This window comes from Pseudomonas berkeleyensis, assembly GCF_014109765.1.
GTDB lineage: Bacteria > Pseudomonadota > Gammaproteobacteria > Pseudomonadales > Pseudomonadaceae > Aquipseudomonas > Aquipseudomonas berkeleyensis.
In genome coordinates, this window is record NZ_CP059139.1 from 2,563,517 (window position 1) to 2,579,715 (window position 16,199).

Annotated in this window: 15 protein-coding genes and 3 pseudogenes; 4 read left to right on the forward strand and 14 right to left on the reverse strand. The window is 63.5% G+C overall.

The genetic code is table 11. The features are described 5' to 3' along the window. Positions 1-105: 105 nt before the first annotated feature. A pseudogene (locus HS968_RS26705) lies at positions 106-642 on the forward strand (methyl-accepting chemotaxis protein); the annotation flags it as partial. A gap of 249 nt (positions 643-891) precedes the next feature. Here HS968_RS26705 and HS968_RS11910 read toward each other — a convergent pair. The 5 genes from HS968_RS11910 to HS968_RS11930 form a co-directional block, all read right to left on the reverse strand. Next, positions 892-1,377 carry a flavin reductase family protein gene (locus HS968_RS11910; protein ID WP_182371400.1) on the reverse strand — a complete coding sequence of 162 codons (486 nt, stop codon included), beginning with the start codon at positions 1,375-1,377 and terminating at the stop codon, positions 892-894. 388 nt (positions 1,378-1,765) lie between these two features. Further along, on the reverse strand, positions 1,766-2,914 hold the full coding sequence (locus HS968_RS11915) for an ABC transporter ATP-binding protein (RefSeq protein ID WP_182371401.1): 1,149 nt from the start codon (positions 2,912-2,914) through the stop codon (positions 1,766-1,768). A 16-nt stretch (positions 2,915-2,930) separates the two neighbouring features. Continuing rightward, on the reverse strand, positions 2,931-3,740 hold the full coding sequence (locus HS968_RS11920) for an ABC transporter permease (protein ID WP_182371402.1): 810 nt from the start codon (positions 3,738-3,740) through the stop codon (positions 2,931-2,933). A 3-nt stretch (positions 3,741-3,743) separates the two neighbouring features. Beyond that, on the reverse strand, positions 3,744-4,640 hold the full coding sequence (locus HS968_RS11925) for an ABC transporter permease (protein ID WP_182371403.1): 897 nt from the start codon (positions 4,638-4,640) through the stop codon (positions 3,744-3,746). Continuing rightward, positions 4,637-5,593 (reverse strand): ABC transporter substrate-binding protein, encoded by a 957-nt coding sequence (locus HS968_RS11930; RefSeq protein ID WP_407681657.1) that lies wholly within the window; start codon positions 5,591-5,593, stop codon positions 4,637-4,639. The genes HS968_RS11925 and HS968_RS11930 overlap by 4 nt, the downstream gene beginning before the upstream one ends. A gap of 398 nt (positions 5,594-5,991) precedes the next feature. Here HS968_RS11930 and HS968_RS26895 point away from each other — a divergent pair. Together HS968_RS26895 and HS968_RS26900 are read left to right on the forward strand one after the other, a co-directional pair. After that, positions 5,992-6,885: pseudogene (locus HS968_RS26895) on the forward strand (MCP four helix bundle domain-containing protein); the annotation flags it as partial. Between the two features lie 201 nt (positions 6,886-7,086). Further along, positions 7,087-7,632: pseudogene (locus HS968_RS26900) on the forward strand (methyl-accepting chemotaxis protein); the annotation flags it as partial. Here the strand turns inward: HS968_RS26900 and ribBA are convergent. Beyond that, the gene (gene ribBA / locus HS968_RS11940) at positions 7,622-8,740 is read right to left on the reverse strand and encodes a bifunctional 3,4-dihydroxy-2-butanone-4-phosphate synthase/GTP cyclohydrolase II (RefSeq protein ID WP_182371406.1); all 1,119 of its coding nucleotides are present in this window, start codon (positions 8,738-8,740) and stop codon (positions 7,622-7,624) included. The pseudogene HS968_RS26900 and the gene ribBA overlap by 11 nt on opposite strands. Positions 8,741-8,819: 79 nt before the next feature. Here ribBA and HS968_RS11945 point away from each other — a divergent pair, with 79 nt between their 5' ends. Continuing rightward, entirely contained in the window at positions 8,820-9,113 is a 294-nt protein-coding gene (locus tag HS968_RS11945; protein WP_179621679.1) for a DUF1330 domain-containing protein, read from the forward strand. Positions 9,114-9,255: 142 nt separating this feature from the next. Here HS968_RS11945 and HS968_RS11950 read toward each other — a convergent pair whose 3' ends face one another. The 8 genes from HS968_RS11950 to HS968_RS11985 form a co-directional block, all read right to left on the reverse strand. Further along, entirely contained in the window at positions 9,256-9,819 is a 564-nt protein-coding gene (locus tag HS968_RS11950) for an NUDIX hydrolase (RefSeq protein WP_182371407.1), read from the reverse strand. Between the two features lie 4 nt (positions 9,820-9,823). Further along, positions 9,824-10,576, reverse strand: a complete 753-nt coding sequence (locus HS968_RS11955) for a GntR family transcriptional regulator (RefSeq protein WP_119691077.1) — start codon at positions 10,574-10,576, stop codon at positions 9,824-9,826. A 65-nt stretch (positions 10,577-10,641) separates the two neighbouring features. Further along, positions 10,642-11,040, reverse strand: a complete 399-nt coding sequence (locus tag HS968_RS11960; protein WP_119691078.1) for a carboxymuconolactone decarboxylase family protein — start codon at positions 11,038-11,040, stop codon at positions 10,642-10,644. Positions 11,041-11,059: 19 nt separating this feature from the next. Then, positions 11,060-12,499 carry an NAD-dependent succinate-semialdehyde dehydrogenase gene (locus HS968_RS11965; RefSeq protein WP_182371408.1) on the reverse strand — a complete coding sequence of 480 codons (1,440 nt, stop codon included), beginning with the start codon at positions 12,497-12,499 and terminating at the stop codon, positions 11,060-11,062. Between the two features lie 148 nt (positions 12,500-12,647). Next, positions 12,648-13,133: a flavin reductase family protein gene (locus tag HS968_RS11970; RefSeq protein ID WP_106741844.1), complete on the reverse strand. Its 486-nt coding sequence runs from the start codon at positions 13,131-13,133 to the stop codon at positions 12,648-12,650. Positions 13,134-13,145: 12 nt separating this feature from the next. After that, a complete protein-coding gene (locus tag HS968_RS11975; RefSeq protein WP_182371409.1) occupies positions 13,146-14,627 on the reverse strand; it encodes an aldehyde dehydrogenase in 1,482 nt (493 codons plus the stop codon). Next, on the reverse strand, positions 14,624-15,457 hold the full coding sequence (locus HS968_RS11980; protein WP_182371410.1) for an alpha/beta fold hydrolase: 834 nt from the start codon (positions 15,455-15,457) through the stop codon (positions 14,624-14,626). The genes HS968_RS11975 and HS968_RS11980 overlap by 4 nt, the downstream gene beginning before the upstream one ends. Positions 15,458-15,482: 25 nt before the next feature. Beyond that, a complete protein-coding gene (locus HS968_RS11985) occupies positions 15,483-16,073 on the reverse strand; it encodes an amino acid synthesis family protein (protein ID WP_182371411.1) in 591 nt (196 codons plus the stop codon). Positions 16,074-16,199 lie beyond the last annotated feature (126 nt).

The following is a 16,199-nucleotide window of genomic DNA, read 5'->3' on the forward strand; positions in this document are numbered from 1 at the left end:
GGGCAGCGCCAGGCGCACGATGGGCAACAGCAGATCGAGGCCTCGGCCAGCAGCGTGACGCGCCTGAGCGAGGAGATGCAGTTGTCGGTGCAGTCGATGCAGCAACTGCAGCAGGACAGTGATTCGATCCAGTCGATCCTCGGCACCATTCGCGCGATTGCCGAGCAGACCAACCTGCTGGCGTTGAACGCGGCCATCGAGGCGGCGCGAGCCGGTGAGCAGGGCCGCGGCTTTGCCGTGGTGGCCGATGAGGTGCGTGCGCTGGCCAAGCGCACCGCCGATGCCACCGGTGAGATCGACGGTCTGCTCGGCAACCTGGCGCGGCGCACACAGGACACCGCGCGGCAGATGCACGCGAGCCTCGATGTGTCGCGGCAGACGGTGAATTCGATTGGCGAGGCGCGTTCCAGTTTCGAACGTATTCGCGAGGCGGTGGACAACATCCGTGACATGAATACGCAGATCGCCACGGCAGCCGAGGAGCAGCACCAGGTCGCGGAGGACATCAACCGCCACATCAGCCAGATCCACAGCGACTCGCAACAGGTCGCCGACTTGGCCGACTCCACCAGTCGTGATGCGCGAACGCTGACGGCGCTCTCCGAAGAGCTGAATCAGCTGGTGAGGCGCTTCAAGACCTGAGGCCGGGCGCAGGCCCTAAGAGACTGTTTACAATCTGCTGCGCGTCGGCTAAACGGCGTTGAAAACAACCTCGGACTGCTATTTACAACGCGTAAAGTCGAGCGCGACTCCGACCGGCCCTCGGTCGTTTTCGCCGCCGTTTATCTCTAGCTCGCGAGATCGTAAACAGGCTCTAAGAAAACGGGGGAATGGATCACATCCATTCCCCCGTTTGCGTTACTAGGTGACCCGCGAGTGGAGGCGACTGTTTCAGGCCAGGGCGGGCAGGGCGCCCATCTTGCCGCGGCAGTAGATCATCGGCGCCGGGCTCTGCTCGGCCACGATCAGGTTCTTCACTTCACCGACCAGGATGGCGTGATCGCCGCCTTCGTACTCGCGCCACAGCTCGCATTCGATGACGGCGGTGGCGTTCGCCAGGATCGGGTTGCCCAGCTCGCTCAACGACCACTCGATGCCCTGCGCCTTGTCCTTGCCCTTCTTGGCGAAGGCATAGGCTTCGCCTTTCTGCTCGGCAGAGAACAGGTGGATGGCGAAGCGCCTGTTGCGGATCAGGGTGGGGTAGGAGTCGGAGCTGTAGTTGGGGCAGAACAGCACCAAGGCCGGTTCCATCGACAGCGAGCTGAAGGCGCTGGCGGTCAGGCCGACGATCTGGCCGTCATCATCGAGCGTGGTGATCACGGTTACGCCGGACGGGAAGGAACCCATGACTTTCTTGTAGGTATCTGCGTCGATCATTGTGAAGGGCCTGTACAGGGTGGTTTGTGGCTTTCGGTATTATGGTATACCAATTAAATGGGCGGGCAAGCCCTAATGCCGATCAGATAAGACGTAATGTCTGTCACGGATGGCCTTTGTAGGGTGCGCCGCGCGCACCGAAATGCCGGCGCCACCACCATTGGTGCGCACGGTCTAGGCGGCCCCGCGACACCCTACGTAACCTTATCCTGATGCTTAATTGACTGGCATTAGGGCAAGCCCTGGTTTCATCCGATGGTCGGCTTTGTCGTCAGCGCAGGGCAGGGCTTGACCACCGCCTTCAGGCAAGGCTGAGCGACGCGCGCTGATCGTGAGCGGTTGTCGGCGGCATCCGGGGATGCCGCCGGCTGAGGCACTTTGCGTCGAATCAGTGGCTGCCGGCGCCCTTGAGCAGGTCGCTCTCGTTCCACTCGCTGTAGACGCAGCTTTCCGCCGCCTGCCAGCGCACTCGTACCGAGCTGCCCGGTTGGGGCGAAGCGCTGGCGCCGGACAGTGCCTTGAGCGTCATGCGGCAGCCGCCTGCGGTGATTACACTGCAGGTCAGGCTGTCGCCGAGGAAGACCATCTCCTCGACCCGTGCGGCGATCTCGTTGCAGCCAGCCGGCAGCGGCGTTTGTTCGGCCTCCTGCTGGCTCAGCAGCGTGGCCTTCTCCGGGCGCACCATCAACACCACCTCCTGGCCGGTCTGCAGGTTGGCGGTGGGGCGGATGGCCAGTGGCTGGTTCTCGAACGTCACCGCAGCTGCGCCCTGCACCTTGGCCCTGAGGAAGTTGGAGTTGCCGAGGAAGGAGGCGACGAAGGCGTTCGGCGGATTCTGGTAGAGGTCGTAGCCGCTGCCCAGGCCGACGATCTTGCCGTGGCTGAAGATGGCGATGCGCTGGGACAGGCGCATGGCTTCTTCCTGGTCATGGGTGACGTAGACGATGGTGATACCCAGGCGACGGTGCAGGTGGCGCAGCTCGTCCTGCAGATCCTCGCGCAGCTTCTTGTCGAGGGCGCCGAGCGGTTCGTCCATCAGCAGGATGCGCGGTTCGTAAACCAGCGCCCGGGCAATGGCCACGCGCTGTTGCTGGCCGCCGGACATCTGTGAGGGGCGACGGTGGGCGAAGGCTTCGAGCTGAACCAGCTTGAGCATGGCGTCGACCTTGCGCGTCTGTTCGTCAGCGCTGAGCTTGCGGATGCCCAGGGGGAAGGCGATGTTGTCGCGCACATCGAGGTGCGGGAACAGCGAGTAGCGCTGGAACACCATGCCGATACCGCGCTTGTGCGGCGGCACGTTGATCAGGGACTTGCCTTCTACCAGGATCTCCCCGGAGCTGGGAGTCTCGAAGCCGGCGAGCATCGACAGCGTGGTGCTCTTGCCCGAGCCGCTGGAGCCGAGGAAGGTGAGGAACTCGCCCTCCTGGATGTCCAGGTTGATGTTGTCGACGGCGACGAAATCGCCGTAGTGCTTGTTCAGGTCGCGCAGGCTGACCAATGGCGTCTGGTTGAATTTTTCTTGGAGTACGGCACTCATCTCACTTACCTCGTGGTCAGGCGCGGTGTTCGCTGCGCCGACGGATGACGGCGGCAACGATCATGATCAATAGGGAAAGGCCGATCAGCAGCGTCGAAGCGACGGCGATCACCGGGGTCAGATCCTGGCGCAGGGTCGTCCACATCTTCACCGGCAAGGTTTGCAGGTTGGGGCTAGCCATCATCACGCTCAGTACCACTTCGTCCCACGACACCAGGAAGGCGAACAGTGCGCCGGCCATCATGCCGGGGCGGATCGCCGGGAAAGTCACCTTGACGATCGCCTGCACGCGTGACGCGCCGCAGATCACCGCAGCATCCTCGATGGAGTGGTCGAACAGCTTCAGCGAATTGATGATCGAGATGATGGTGAAGGGCAGGGCGACGATCACGTGGCTGATCACGAAGGCCAGCAGCGTGCCGGTGTAGCCGAGTTTGAGAAACAGGGCATAGACGGCCACGGCGATGATCACCAGTGGCACGATCATCGGCAGGGTGAACAGGGCATAGAGCAGCTCACGACCGGGGAACCTGCCGCGCACCAGAGCGAAGGCGCAGGGCAGGCCTAGGGCCAGCGCACAGACGGTGGTCAGCAGGGCGACCTTGAGGCTGGTGTAGGCGGCCTGCATCCAGTCCGGGTTGGAGAAGAACTGTTCGTACCATTTCAGCGTCCAGCCCGGTGGCGGGAATACCAGCCACTGCGAGGAGCCGAACGACAGCAGCACGATGAAGACGATGGGCAGCAGCAGGAATGCGGCAATCGCGCCCGTCGTCAGGAACAGGCCCGCGCGCAGGCGTGGCCCCATGGCATTCGGTGACAGCAGCATGGCTTACCTCGCGGTACTGGAGGCGACCGGGGATTCCGGTTGCAGCTTCAGGTAGGCGTAGAACAGCAGCAGGGTGATGGCGATCAGCAACGCGGCGGCGGCGCTGGCCAGGCCCCAGTTGAGGAAGGACTGCACCTGTTGAATGATGAATTCCGGCAGCATCATGTTCTGCGCGCCGCCGAGCAGCGCTGGGGTCACGTAGTAACCCAGCGACATCACGAAGACCATCAGCCCGCCGGAGAACAGGCCCGGCCGGCACAGCGGCAGGAACACCCGGAAGAAGTTGGTCCACGGGCTGGCGCCACAGATCGAGCCAGCCTGCAGCACCATCGGGTCGATGGCGCTCATGGTCGCCTGCAGCGGCAGCACGATGAACGGAATCATGATGTAGCTCATGCCGATCACCACGCCGGTCAGGTTGTGCACCATCTCCAGCGGCTGATCGGTCAGCCCGAGCCACATCAGGATCGAATTGACCACTCCCGAGCCCTGCAGCAGCACCAGCCAGGCATAGGTGCGCGCCAGCAGGCTGGTCCACATCGACAGCAGGACGATGCTCAGCAGCCAGCGGCCCCAGCCGCGCGGCACCAGGGTGATCACCCAGGCCAGCGGGAAGCCCAGTAGCACGCTGATCAGGGTGACCAGGCCGGCGACTGTGAAGGTATTGAGCAGCACTCGCGAATAGGCCGAGTTGGCGAACAGTGCTTCGTAGTTGGCCAGCCCCGGCTCGGGCTCCAGCACGCCGCGCAGCAGCAATCCGACCAGCGGAGCGATGAAGCACAGCGTCAGGAACAACAGCGCCGGCAACAGGGGCGTGAACCCACGCCAGCGCTGCAGGCGAGCCGGGCGGCTTGCGCCGCCGGCGGATGACGACGTCAACGGCACGGCGGCGACTTTCATTTGACCAGCCACTCGTTCCAGCGCGCGGCGATGTCGTTACCGTGCTCGGCCCAGTAGGCGAAGTCGAGGGTCACCTGCTCCGATGCATGGGCAGTCGGCAGGCTGGGGGCCAGTTCAGGTTCCAACTGGCTGACCGAGTCGAGGTTGACCGGCGCGTAGGCGGTCAGGTTGGCGAACTCGGCCTGGCCGGCGGCGCCACTGGCTGCGGCCAGGAACTTCATGGCGGCGTCCTTGTTCTTGGCGCCCTTGGGAATGACCAGGAAATCGGCCATGACTAGGTTCTGTTTCCAGCTCACGCCGACCGAGGCACCTTCTTGTTCCAGTGCATGGATGCGACCGTTCCAGAACTGCCCCATGCTCACTTCACCGGAGGCGAGCAGTTGCTGGGACTGCGCGCCACCACCCCACCAGACGATGTCTTTCTTGATGGTGTCGAGTTTCTTGAAGGCGCGGTCGAGATCGAGCGGATAGAGCTTGTCGGTCGGCACGCCATCGGCCAGCAGGGCCAGTTCCAGCACACCGGGGCTCGGCCATTTGTACAGAGCGCGTTTGCCGGGGTAGGCGGCGGTGTCGAACAGGGCGGACCAGTCTTGCGGTTGCTTGCCATCCAGGCGGCGCTGGTTGTAGCCGAGCACGAAGGAGAAGAAGAAGGAGCCGACGCCGTGGTCGGAGACGAAGCGTGGGTCGATGCGGTCGCGCTGAATCACGCTGAAGTCGAGGGGTTCGAGCAGGCCTTCGCGTGCGGCGCGCAGGGCGAAATCGGCCTCGACGTCGACCACGTCCCACTGCACGTTGCCGCTGTCGACCATGGCCTTGAGTTTGCCGTAGTCGGTAGGACCGTCCTGCAGCACTTTGATCCCGGTTTCCTGGGTAAAGGGTTCGGCCCATGCGCTCTTCTGCGCATCCTGAGTGGTACCGCCCCAACTGACGAAATTGAGGCTGTCACTGGCCATGGCGGTCGTGGCGGCCAGGCCAATGATCGCGGCACCGATGACCCTGTGTAACGTATTCTTGAACACCATCTTGCTTGCCCTCGTTGTTGTGTTTTTACGCAAGCGGGCGATTGTTCACGCCCGCCTTCAGGGAGCAGTGACCCCATCTCGGGGTGTGTTAAGTCTGGCCGTGACAGGAGCTTTCTTGGCGTTGTGCTGATGCGCCTGCCAGGTTATCGGCCTGTGGAATATCATATTATGGTATTCCAAAAATTATGCAAGCGACCTCCATCTCGATGACGTAATGCTCTGCCCGCAAAAACAGTCTTCGAAGCCTCTTAAGTTATTGGTTTTTTAGTCGATTCAATTGTGGGTGCGCATTCGCTCACCCATCCCCGATCCCTTCCTAGGAGCTCATCATGAGCTGGCTCGACAACGCCAAACTGGCGACCAAATTGATTTCTGCCTTCGTTCTGTCTGCCTTGATCACCTTGATCATTGGTGTCTTGGGTAGCAATGGCATCGGGCAGCTATCGAATGCGCTGCAACTGGTGTTCTCCAACAATCTGATTTCGGTGGCCAAGGTCAACAATGTCAACGCATCGCTCGTGGCGCAGCAGCGCGACCTCTATCGCCTGCTCAGTCTGACGGTGGCCCAGGAGCCGCAGTCTGCTCGTGATCAAGTTGTCGACAGCCTGCGGGTAAGTGGCCAGGAGGCGGCCAAGGATTTTGCCGACTATCGCGCCACGCTTCTGGCGGATGACGAGCGTGTCGCCGGGGACAAGATGGAGCGGGACTGGCCCAGCTACAACGCGACGATGACTCGCGTTCTGCAACTGCTGGATCAGGGCCAGACCAACGAGGCCAGCGTGCTGATCAATGGCGATCTGCGCCAACAGTTCACGGCGCTGAGCGAGAATCTGACGATCATCATCGACTCCAACAACCGGCAGGCGTCGGAGGGGGCGCAGGCGGCCAAAGCGCTGGAAAGCTCGGCCAACATGATGCTCTATGGCGGTGTAGCGGTTGCCTTCGTACTGGCTCTGGGCCTGGGCCTGTTGATCACCCGCAATGTCGCCGCGCCCATCGCTGCAGCAGTGGTCAGCGCCCAGCGCGTGGCCGATGGTGACCTGACCGTGCAGATCGACAGTGCTCGCCAGGATGAAGCAGGCCAACTGCTGCGCGCCCTGGGCAGCATGCAGAGCAGCCTGCGCCGTACCCTGCAGGAGATCGCTGGGGCTGCCGACCAACTGGCCTCGGCTGCCGAGGAACTGAGCGCGGTGACCGACGAAAGCACGCGTGGCCTGGTGCGCCAGAACGACGAGATCCAGCAGGCCGCTACGGCGGTCAACGAGATGACGGCGGCCGTGGAAGAGGTGGCGCGCAACGCCGTCTCCACCTCGGAAGCGTCGCGCGGAGCCAATCAGGAAGCCGAAGGTGGGCGTGATCGCGCCCGCGAAGCGGCGCAGGCGGTCAATGGCATGGTGCGTGAGCTGGGGGCTTCCAGTTCGACCGTGCAGACCCTGGCTGAGCAGGTGCGCAATATCGGTAACGTGGTCGACGTGATCCGTGGCATCGCCGAGCAGACCAACCTGCTGGCGCTCAACGCTGCCATCGAGGCCGCGCGTGCTGGCGAGCAGGGGCGTGGCTTCGCCGTGGTGGCCGACGAAGTGCGTGCTCTGGCGGCGCGTACGCAGACGTCCACTGGCGAGATCGAGTCGATCATCGGCACCGTGCAGAGCACAGCCGAGCAGGCCGTGCGTTCCATGGGGCAGAGCCAGGAGTTAGCGCAGAACACCCAGAGCCTGGCGCAGCAGGCCGGCGAAGCGCTGGAGCGCATCACCCAGGCCGTCGCCGGCATCAACGAGCGCAACCTGGTGATCGCCAGCGCCGCTGAAGAGCAGGCTCAGGTGGCGCGGGAAGTGGATCGCAACCTGGTGAATATCCAGGAGCTGTCGACTCAGACTGCCGCCGGCGCCAACCAGACCAGCGCCTCCAGTCAGGATCTGTCGCGCCTGGCCGTGTCCTTCAATCAGATGGTGGCACGTTTCAGGCTGTGATCGGCTCGAAGGGGAGGCTCTCCACGACCTCCAGGTCATAACCGGTGAGGCCCGCGTACTTCAGTGGCGGGCCCAGGTGGCGCAGTTTGCCGACGCCCAGATCCTGCAGGATTTGGGCACCGGTACCGACTTCGGAATAGATACGTGATTGCGAGCGGCTGAACTGCCGGCGTGGTTGCGTCAACTGCGGCACGCGCTCGAGCAGCGCCTGCGACGATTCGTTGTTGGCCAGCACTACCACCACGCCGTGGCCGGTTTCGGCGACCTTCTGCAGGGCCGCCCACAGTGTCCAGTTCTGCGGACCGTTGTACTCGGCACCGACCAGATCGCGCAGCGGGTCGATCACATGGACGCGTACCAGAGTAGGTTGATCGCGCTGGATATCGCCCATGACCATGGCCATGTGCACGCCACCTTCGATGCGATCCTCGAAGGTGACCAGGCGGAAGGTGCCATGCACCGTCGGCAGTTCGCGTTCGCCAATGCGCTCGACCGTGTGTTCGGTGCTCAGCCGGTAATGGATGAGGTCGGCGATGGTGCCGATCTTGATGCCATGCTTGGCCGCGAAGGCTTCCAGCTCCGGGCGCCGGGCCATGCTGCCATCGTCGTTCATCACCTCTACGATCACCGAGGCCGGGCTGAAACCGGCCAGGCGTGCCAGGTCGCAACCCGCCTCGGTGTGTCCGGCGCGGGTCAGCACGCCGCCTTCACGGGCGCGCAAGGGGAAGATGTGCCCCGGTTGAACCAGGTCATCGGCGACGGCGCCGGGGGCGACGGCGGTGAGCACCGTATGGCAGCGGTCGGCCGCCGAGATACCGGTGGTCACGCCCTGCGCCGCTTCGATGGAAATGGTGAACGCCGTGCTGTAGGCGCTGCCGTTGGCGGGCACCATCTGTTCCAGGCCGAGGCGCTGGCAGTGCTCGTCGGTCAGGGTCAGGCAGATCAGCCCCCGCGCTTCGCGGGCCATGAAGTTGATCGCGGCGGGCGTACACCGTTCGGCGGCCAGCAGCAGGTCGCCTTCGTTCTCACGATCTTCGTCATCGACCAGCAGCACCATCTTGCCCTGGCGGTAGTCTTCGATGATTTCTTCGATGGAATTGAACGGCATGGCAGGCACCTGATGGAGTAGGGTATTGTGCTTATTGGTATACCATAATACACATTGCTCGCAAGTTGCGGAGGTGAAGATGAAGGGCTACTGGATCGCGCATGTGGATGTCACGGATGCGCAGCAATACGCTGAATACACCCGTCGCGCGCCGGCGGCGTTCGCCTTGTATGGCGGGCGCTTCCTGGCCCGTGGCGGGCGTTCGCAGGCGCTGGAAGGACGCGAGACGCCGCAGCGCAGCGTGGTCATCGAATTCGATTCCTACGAACAGGCACTGGCCTGCTACCGCTCGGCCGAATACCAGGACGCCTGCGTGCATCGTCAGGGGGTGGCGAAGGCGCAAGTGATCATCGTCGAAGGGATCGAGGCGTAGTCCGGGTTGCATCCCGGCTGCGTGGTGAGGCGGCGCGCATGATGCACCCTACGGTGAGCGGGCGATCAGTCGTAGCCCGGATGCAATCCGGGGCACGCCGTCCATGAGTATTCCCGGATTTCATCCGGGCTACAGGGCGCGATCAGCGGATGAAGTGCACCTTGCCGGTGTCGTCATTGCCCATGTAGATGCCGTAGACACCGGCCTGGCGCTCCTCGATATAGCGTTCGAGAATCTGCCGGATGGCCGGATAGTAGATGGCATCCCAGGGTATTTCCTCGGGAGCGAAGAAACGGTAGTCCAGGGTCTCCGGCCCGTGCAGGCCGGTGATCTCCAGCGCGCAGGCGCGGAAGATGATGTACACCTCGCTGATGCGCGGGACGCTGAAGATGGAGTAGGGCGAGAGGATCTCGGCGCGCACGCCGGTTTCTTCCCAGACTTCGCGCAGGGCTGCCTGTTCGGTGGTTTCACCGTTTTCCATGAAACCGGCCGGCAGCGTCCAGGTACCTGGGCGCGGTGGAATGGCGCGTTGGCACAGCAGGTACTGGCCATCGCGCTCGATGATGCAGCCGGCGATGATCTTGGGGTTCTCGTAGTGGATGTAGCTACAGCCACCACAGATCAGTCGTGCATGCGTGTCCCCGTCGGGTTGCCGGCGGCTCATATCGGCTGAGCCGCACTGCGGGCAGAAGCGCGGGGTGGGCATGGCATCAGCGTCCGATGCGCGGCTCTTGCAGGGCGATGGGCGTGACGAAGTCGCGCACTTCACCCGGTTCTGCCTGCTTGGAACGCAGATAATCCAGCGCGACCTTGGCGGCGGCGCGCACGTGATCCACCGAAGCCTGGTGCGCTGCGAGCGGATCGCCGCTCTTGATCGCCTCGACGATGTGCTCCATTTCCTTGTTGCTGGTGCCGCGCCGGTTGACCTGCGACACCGAGGTGGCGCGCAGATAACTGATGCGTGCCTGCAACTGGCGCAACTGGGTGGCCGCGATCTGGTTGCCGGAGCCCTCCAGCAGCACGTCGTAGAAGCCCTGCACGGAATCGAGCACCTGTTGCAGGTCACCGCTTTCGAGGGTCTTGCGGTTGTCTTCCAGGGCCTTTTCCAGGGCACGAATGTCCTTGGGTTTGGCGTTGAGGGTAAAGAGCTGGACGATCAGGCCTTCGAGCACGCAGCGCAGCTCATAGATGTCGCGGGCGTCCTCCAGGGTGATGATGGCCACGCGTGGGCCTTTGCTGCCGGCGAACTCCACCAGGCCTTCGGATTCCAGGTGGCGCAGGGCTTCGCGCACCGAGGTACGGCTGACGCCCAGGCGCTCGCAGAGATCGCGCTCCACCAGGCGATCACCCGGCAGCAGTTGGAAGTTCATGATGGCGCTACGCAGCTTGTCGAGCACGATTTCGCGCAGGGTGACGGGGTTGCGATTGACCTTGAAGCTGTCGTCGAGTGGCAGGCGTTTCATAGGGTCCGCTCTTGTGTGGCTATCCGTAGAAAAACAACGAAGGAGCACCCGCGGGTGCTCCTTCATCAGTTCTGCTGGCCCTGTTCTTCTGTCTCCGCCTCGGCGAAGGCTTCCCGAGCGATGCGGAAGCTGTCCACTGCGGCAGGAACACCGCAATAGATGCCGACCTGCAGCAGAATCTCGCGGATCTGTTCACGGCTCAGGCCGTTGCGCAGTGCGCCGCGAATGTGCAGTTTCAGCTCGTGCGGGCGATTGAGGGCCGAAATCATCGCCAAGTTTATCATGCTGCGTTCTTTCAGCGATAAGCCGTCACGGCCCCAGACATGACCCCAGCAGTATTCGGTGACCAGCTCCTGCAGCGGGCGGTTGAAGTCGTCCGCGTTCTGCAGCGATTTGTTGACGTAGGCCTCGCCCAGCACCTGGGTACGTATGGCCAAGCCTCTTTCGTACTTTTCGTTGCTCATGCTGTCGTCCTCAAGTGGCTCATAGCCCGCCCATCAGGGTGTATTTGATTTCCAGGTAGTCGTCGATGCCGTACTTCGAGCCTTCACGGCCCAGGCCGGAGGATTTCACACCGCCGAACGGCGCCACCTCGGTGGAGATCAACCCTTCGTTGATGCCGACCATGCCATATTCCAGCGCCTCGCTCATGCGCCAGGCGCGGCCCAGGTCGCGGGTGTAGCAGTAAGCGGCCAGACCGTACTCGGTGTCATTGGCCAGGCGAACCGCCTCGGCTTCGTCGTCGAAACGGAATATGGCGGCCAGTGGGCCGAAGGTTTCCTCACGGGCGACCTTCATCTCGACCGTGACGCCGGCCAGCACCGTGGGCAGGAAGAAGCCGTGGCCGACTGGGTGGCGCTCGCCGCCCTGAACCAGGCGGGCGCCCTTGCTCAGCGCGTCCTGCACATGATCCTCGACCTTCTGTACGGCACGTTCGTTGATCAGCGGGCCGAGTTTCACCTCCGCGCTGAAACCATCGCCGATGCTGAGTTCGGCGACCCGTTCGGCCAGGCGGGTGACGAACGCGTCATGGATACCGCCCTGCACCAGGAAGCGGTTGACGCATACGCAGGTCTGGCCGTTGTTGCGGTACTTGGCGATCAGTGCACCGTCGACTGCCTTCTCCAGGTCGGCGTCATCGAAGACGATGAACGGCGCGTTGCCGCCCAGCTCCAGCGAGACCTTTTTCAAGGTGTTGGCCGACTGCGCCATGAGCAGCTTGCCGATGGCGGTGGAGCCGGTGAACGACAGCTTGCGCACCTCGGCGCTGGCGGTCAGCTCACCACCGATGGCCACGGCGTCGCCGGTGACGACATTGAGGATGCCAGCGGGAATACCGGCCTGTTCGGCGAGGGCCACGAGGGCGAGGGCGGTGAAGGGGGTTTCCGGCGCCGGCTTGACGATGCACGGACAACCGGCGGCCAGCGCCGGGCCGACCTTGCGGGTGATCATCGCCGCCGGGAAGTTCCAGGGTGTGATCGCCGCGACCACGCCGATCGGCTCCTTGCTCACGACGATGCGTGCATCGCCCTTGTGGCTGGGGATGGTGTCACCGTAGATACGCTTGGCTTCCTCGGCGAACCACTCGATGAAACTGGCGGCATAGAGAATCTCGCCCTTGGCCTCAGCCAATGGCTTGCCTTGTTCCAGCGTGAGAATTTCTGCCAGGGCATCGCTATGCTCGATGATCAGCCCGTACCAGCGCTTGAGTAGCTCGCTGCGCTGCTTGGCGGTCAATGCGCGCCAGGCCGGCCACGCGCGGTTGGCGGCCGCGATGGCCTGGCGGGTTTCGGCGGCGCCCATGTTCGGCACGCTGCCGATCTGCTCACCGTTGGCGGGGTTGAAGATGGCGCAGGTCGAGCCGTCCCGGGCATCGAGCCACTGGCCGTCGATGAAAGCCTGCTGGCGAAACAGTGGGGTCATGGCAGCTCCGTGAAAGTGGCGCATGAGCGAAAGGCTATGGCACGAGTAGGGTGCGCCGTGCGCACCAGAAGTCCCCATGACCACGGCGCGCATTAGCCATCGAATAAAAAAGGCCGCTACCGAGGGGGGGCTGGCGCGGCCAAGAAAATCAGGCGATGTGCGGCAAGGCGCCGAGTTTGCCGCGGTGATAGAGCATCGGCGTCACCTCCTGCTCGGGCAGGATCAGGTTCTTTACCGCGCCGACGATGATGGCGTGGTCGCCACCGTCGTATTCGCGCCACAGCTCGCATTCGATGATGGCGGTGGCCTTCGATAGCAGCGGGTTGCCCAGCTCGCTCAGGTGCCACTCGATGCCCTTGGTCTTGTCCTTGCCCTTCTTGGCGAAGGCGTAGGCCTCGGCCTGCTGGTCGGCGCACAGCAGATGAATGGCGAAGCGCTTGCTGTCGCGCAGGATCGGGTAGGTGTCCGAGGCGTAGTTGGGGCAGAACAGCACCAGCGCCGGGTCGATGGACAGGGCGCTGAAGGCGCTGGCGGTGATACCGACGATGTCGCCTTCGCTGTCCAGGGTGGTCACCACGGTGACACCGGACGGGAAGGAGCCCATCACTTCTTTGTAGATGCCGGGTTCGATCATGATGGTGCCCTCTCAGCGCATGACGAAGGGGTCAGGCATGGGCGCCTGCGAGAGGTTGATCCACACCGTTTTCAGCTCGGTGTAGGCCAGCACCGAATCGATGCCGCTCTCGCGGCCGTAGCCGCTGTTGTTGAAACCGCCGATGGGCGCCATGGCCGAGACCGCGCGGTAGGTGTTGACCCAGATGATGCCCGAGCGCACGCCTTTGGCCATGCGGTGAGCACGACCCAGATCGCGCGTCCAGATACCGGCAGCCAGGCCGAATTGCGAGTCGTTGGCCATGGCCAGGGCTTCGGCCTCGTCCTTGAAACGGATCACCGAGGCCACGGGGCCGAAGACTTCTTCCTGCATGATCTTCATCGAGTGGTCGTCGCACTCGAACAGCGTCGGCTCGTAGTACCAGCCATTGCCGTCGATGGCCGGGCGCTTGCCACCCAGGCGCAGGCGCGCGCCTTCAGCTAGGGCATCGGCGACCAGCCCTTCGACCACGGCCAGTTGCTGAGCGGTGGCCATCGGTCCCATTTCGCTGGCGTCGTCCTGCGGGCTGCCGATGCGGATGCGCCCCGCGCGCTCGATCAGGCGCTCGACGAACTCATCGTAGATGGCGTCCTGCACCAGCAGGCGCGAACCGGCCACGCAGCTTTGTCCGGAGGCAGCGTAGATGCCGGCCACGGCGCCGTTGATGGCGCTGTCCAGGTCGGCGTCGGCGAAGATGATGTTCGGCGACTTGCCGCCCAGCTCCAGCGACAGCTTGGCGAAGTTTTCCGCGCTGCTGCGCACCACATGGCGTGCAGTGGCGGCGCCACCGGTGAAGGCGATCTTGCGCACCAGCGGGTGGCGGGTCAGCGCCGCACCGGTGCTTGGGCCATAGCCGGTGACCACGTTGACCACGCCGGCCGGGAAGCCGGCTTCCAGCGCAAGGCGGGCCAGTTCGAGGATGGTCGCCGAGGCGTGTTCGGAGGGTTTGAGCACGATGGTGTTGCCGGCTGCCAGGGCTGGCGCGAGCTTGATCGCGGTGAGGTACAGCGGGCTGTTCCAGGGAATGATGCCGGCGACCACGCCAATCGGTTCGTGGGTGGTATAGGCGAACATGTCCGGTTTATCGAGGGGCAGGGTGCCGCCTTCGAGTTTGTCGGCCAGGCCGGCGGTGTAATGAAAGAACTCTGGCAGGTAGCCGACCTGGCCGCGGGTTTCGCGGATCAGCTTGCCGTTGTCGCGGCTTTCCAGTTGCGCCAGGTGTTCCTTGTTCTCGGCGATCAGGTCGCCCAGGCGACGCAGAAGTTTGCCGCGTGCAGTGGCGCTAAGCGCACGCCAGGCCTGGTTGTCGAAGGCTTTCTGGGCGGCCTGCACGGCGCGCTCGACATCGTCTGCGCCGGCATCGGGCAGCTCGGCCCAGGCTTCGGCCAAAGCCGGGTTCAGGCTCTGGAAGGTCTTGCCGGAGAGGGCGTCGACCCACTGTCCGTCAATGCACATCTGGAAGCGTGCGAGTGTCATGCGACGATCCCTTTTGACTGGTTCTTGAAGGCCTGGGCCTGCTGCAGGAAATGCAGCAGCACTTGGTTGACCAGGCGTGGTGATTCCACCGGCATCATGTGCCGTTGTTCATCGAGTATGGCGACCTGGGCGCCAGGAATGTGGCTGGCCAGTTGCCGCGCCATCTCCGGTGTCGAGCCGGGATCCAGCTCGCCGGTGGCGACCAGGGTCGGGGCCTGGATGCTGCCCAGATCCTCGACACGGTACATGTCCTGTGTGGCGAACAGTTCGTAGGTGGTCAAGTAGCCCTGCGGGTCGTTGCCGGCCAGCGTCTGGCGAATGGCGGCGATCTGCGCCGGGTTCGCGGCCTGGTATTCGTGGCTGAACCAACGTGACAAAGCCGCTTCTGCGTTGGCATCGGGGCCGTGCTCTGCGGCCTGGCGAGTACGCTCGATCACCCCGGCACGCTGTTCGGCGCTGCGGTTGAACACACTATTGAGAATGACCAGGCTGTCCAGCCGTTGCGGTTGGTGCAGGGCGAAAGCCCGCGCAACCAGCCCTCCCATGGAGAAGCCGATGACGCTGACGCGCGGCAGGCCGAGATGCTCGATCAGCTCGTGCAGTTGTTCGGCATAACCTTCCAGGCTGGTGCCAGGCTCCGGAAGCGGGCTATCGCCATGGCCGAGCATGTCATAGGCGATGACCTGAAAGTGTGGGGCCAGGCCGACGATCTGGCCCCCCCACATTTCCTTGTTGAGACCAACCCCGTGAATCAACACCACAGGATGGCCCTGGCCAGTGGCCAGGTAACTGGTACCGGCCGGCGTGCGTTCAGCGGTGAGCCGAATCATTGCGTGCTCCTGCCCAAGGTTGGCATCACTGGGCCTTCTCGGCGGCCAGCTCTTCCTGATCGATATAGCGGTTGCCGATGCGCGGGTGCAGGCGGCCACCGTCGGCAGCGCCCAGCACCACGATGATCTCATCGGCACGCGGCGCGTCCTCAATCTGCATTTCCAGGGTGATGTAGTGCGAGCGCAGGCCTTCGTCGTCCTTGTGCATCATCGGGATCTGGATCGAGGTGCCCGGGCCGCCACGCTTGTTGGTGAAGGAGAGGTAGCTCTTGGCCTTGACCGCTTCACGGTAGTGATTGCCGAAGCGCAGGGTGTGAATTACCGCAGAGGCGTGCTCGATCTCACCTTCGGCACCCACTACCGCGGCCTTGCCATAGGCCTCGATCTTGTCGGCGCCACCGATGGCAGCGGTCAGGCGCTCGACCATCAGGGCGCCGAGATCGGAGCAATTGGCCTTGATCTCGGGCTTGAGATCTTCGACGAAACCGCGCCCCAGCCAGGGGTTCTTGATGACCACGGCCAGGCCCACCATGGTCACCGGCTTGTCGGTGGCCTTGCCGCCTTCGATGCGGGTTTCTTCGAGGTAGGTGACGATCTTGCGGATTTCGAAACTCATGTGCGGTGCGCTCCTGGGGCGGGTGGGTCGATGTTCTTGTATCATGGTATACCATAATACTGATTACGCAAGTCAAGCACTCGCTCAGGGCTTCTGTCGTTCGATTGACGAGGCGAAGGCAGACAC

Excerpts from the sequence above, each read along its gene's own strand:
- HS968_RS11910 (WP_182371400.1), bottom strand. The coding sequence starts at position 1,377 with ATGATCGACGCAGATACCTACAAGAAAGTCATGGGTTCCTTCCCGTCC.
- HS968_RS11915 (WP_182371401.1), bottom strand. The coding sequence starts at position 2,914 with ATGAGTGCCGTACTCCAAGAAAAATTCAACCAGACGCCATTGGTCAGC.
- HS968_RS11920 (WP_182371402.1), bottom strand. The coding sequence starts at position 3,740 with ATGCTGCTGTCACCGAATGCCATGGGGCCACGCCTGCGCGCGGGCCTG.
- HS968_RS11925 (WP_182371403.1), bottom strand. The coding sequence starts at position 4,640 with ATGAAAGTCGCCGCCGTGCCGTTGACGTCGTCATCCGCCGGCGGCGCA.
- HS968_RS11930 (WP_407681657.1), bottom strand. The coding sequence starts at position 5,593 with ATGGCCAGTGACAGCCTCAATTTCGTCAGTTGGGGCGGTACCACTCAG.
- ribBA (WP_182371406.1), bottom strand. The coding sequence starts at position 8,740 with ATGCCGTTCAATTCCATCGAAGAAATCATCGAAGACTACCGCCAGGGC.
- HS968_RS11945 (WP_179621679.1), top strand. The coding sequence starts at position 8,820 with ATGAAGGGCTACTGGATCGCGCATGTGGATGTCACGGATGCGCAGCAA.
- HS968_RS11950 (WP_182371407.1), bottom strand. The coding sequence starts at position 9,819 with ATGCCCACCCCGCGCTTCTGCCCGCAGTGCGGCTCAGCCGATATGAGC.
- HS968_RS11955 (WP_119691077.1), bottom strand. The coding sequence starts at position 10,576 with ATGAAACGCCTGCCACTCGACGACAGCTTCAAGGTCAATCGCAACCCC.
- HS968_RS11960 (WP_119691078.1), bottom strand. The coding sequence starts at position 11,040 with ATGAGCAACGAAAAGTACGAAAGAGGCTTGGCCATACGTACCCAGGTG.
- HS968_RS11965 (WP_182371408.1), bottom strand. The coding sequence starts at position 12,499 with ATGACCCCACTGTTTCGCCAGCAGGCTTTCATCGACGGCCAGTGGCTC.
- HS968_RS11970 (WP_106741844.1), bottom strand. The coding sequence starts at position 13,133 with ATGATCGAACCCGGCATCTACAAAGAAGTGATGGGCTCCTTCCCGTCC.
- HS968_RS11975 (WP_182371409.1), bottom strand. The coding sequence starts at position 14,627 with ATGACACTCGCACGCTTCCAGATGTGCATTGACGGACAGTGGGTCGAC.
- HS968_RS11980 (WP_182371410.1), bottom strand. The coding sequence starts at position 15,457 with ATGATTCGGCTCACCGCTGAACGCACGCCGGCCGGTACCAGTTACCTG.
- HS968_RS11985 (WP_182371411.1), bottom strand. The coding sequence starts at position 16,073 with ATGAGTTTCGAAATCCGCAAGATCGTCACCTACCTCGAAGAAACCCGC.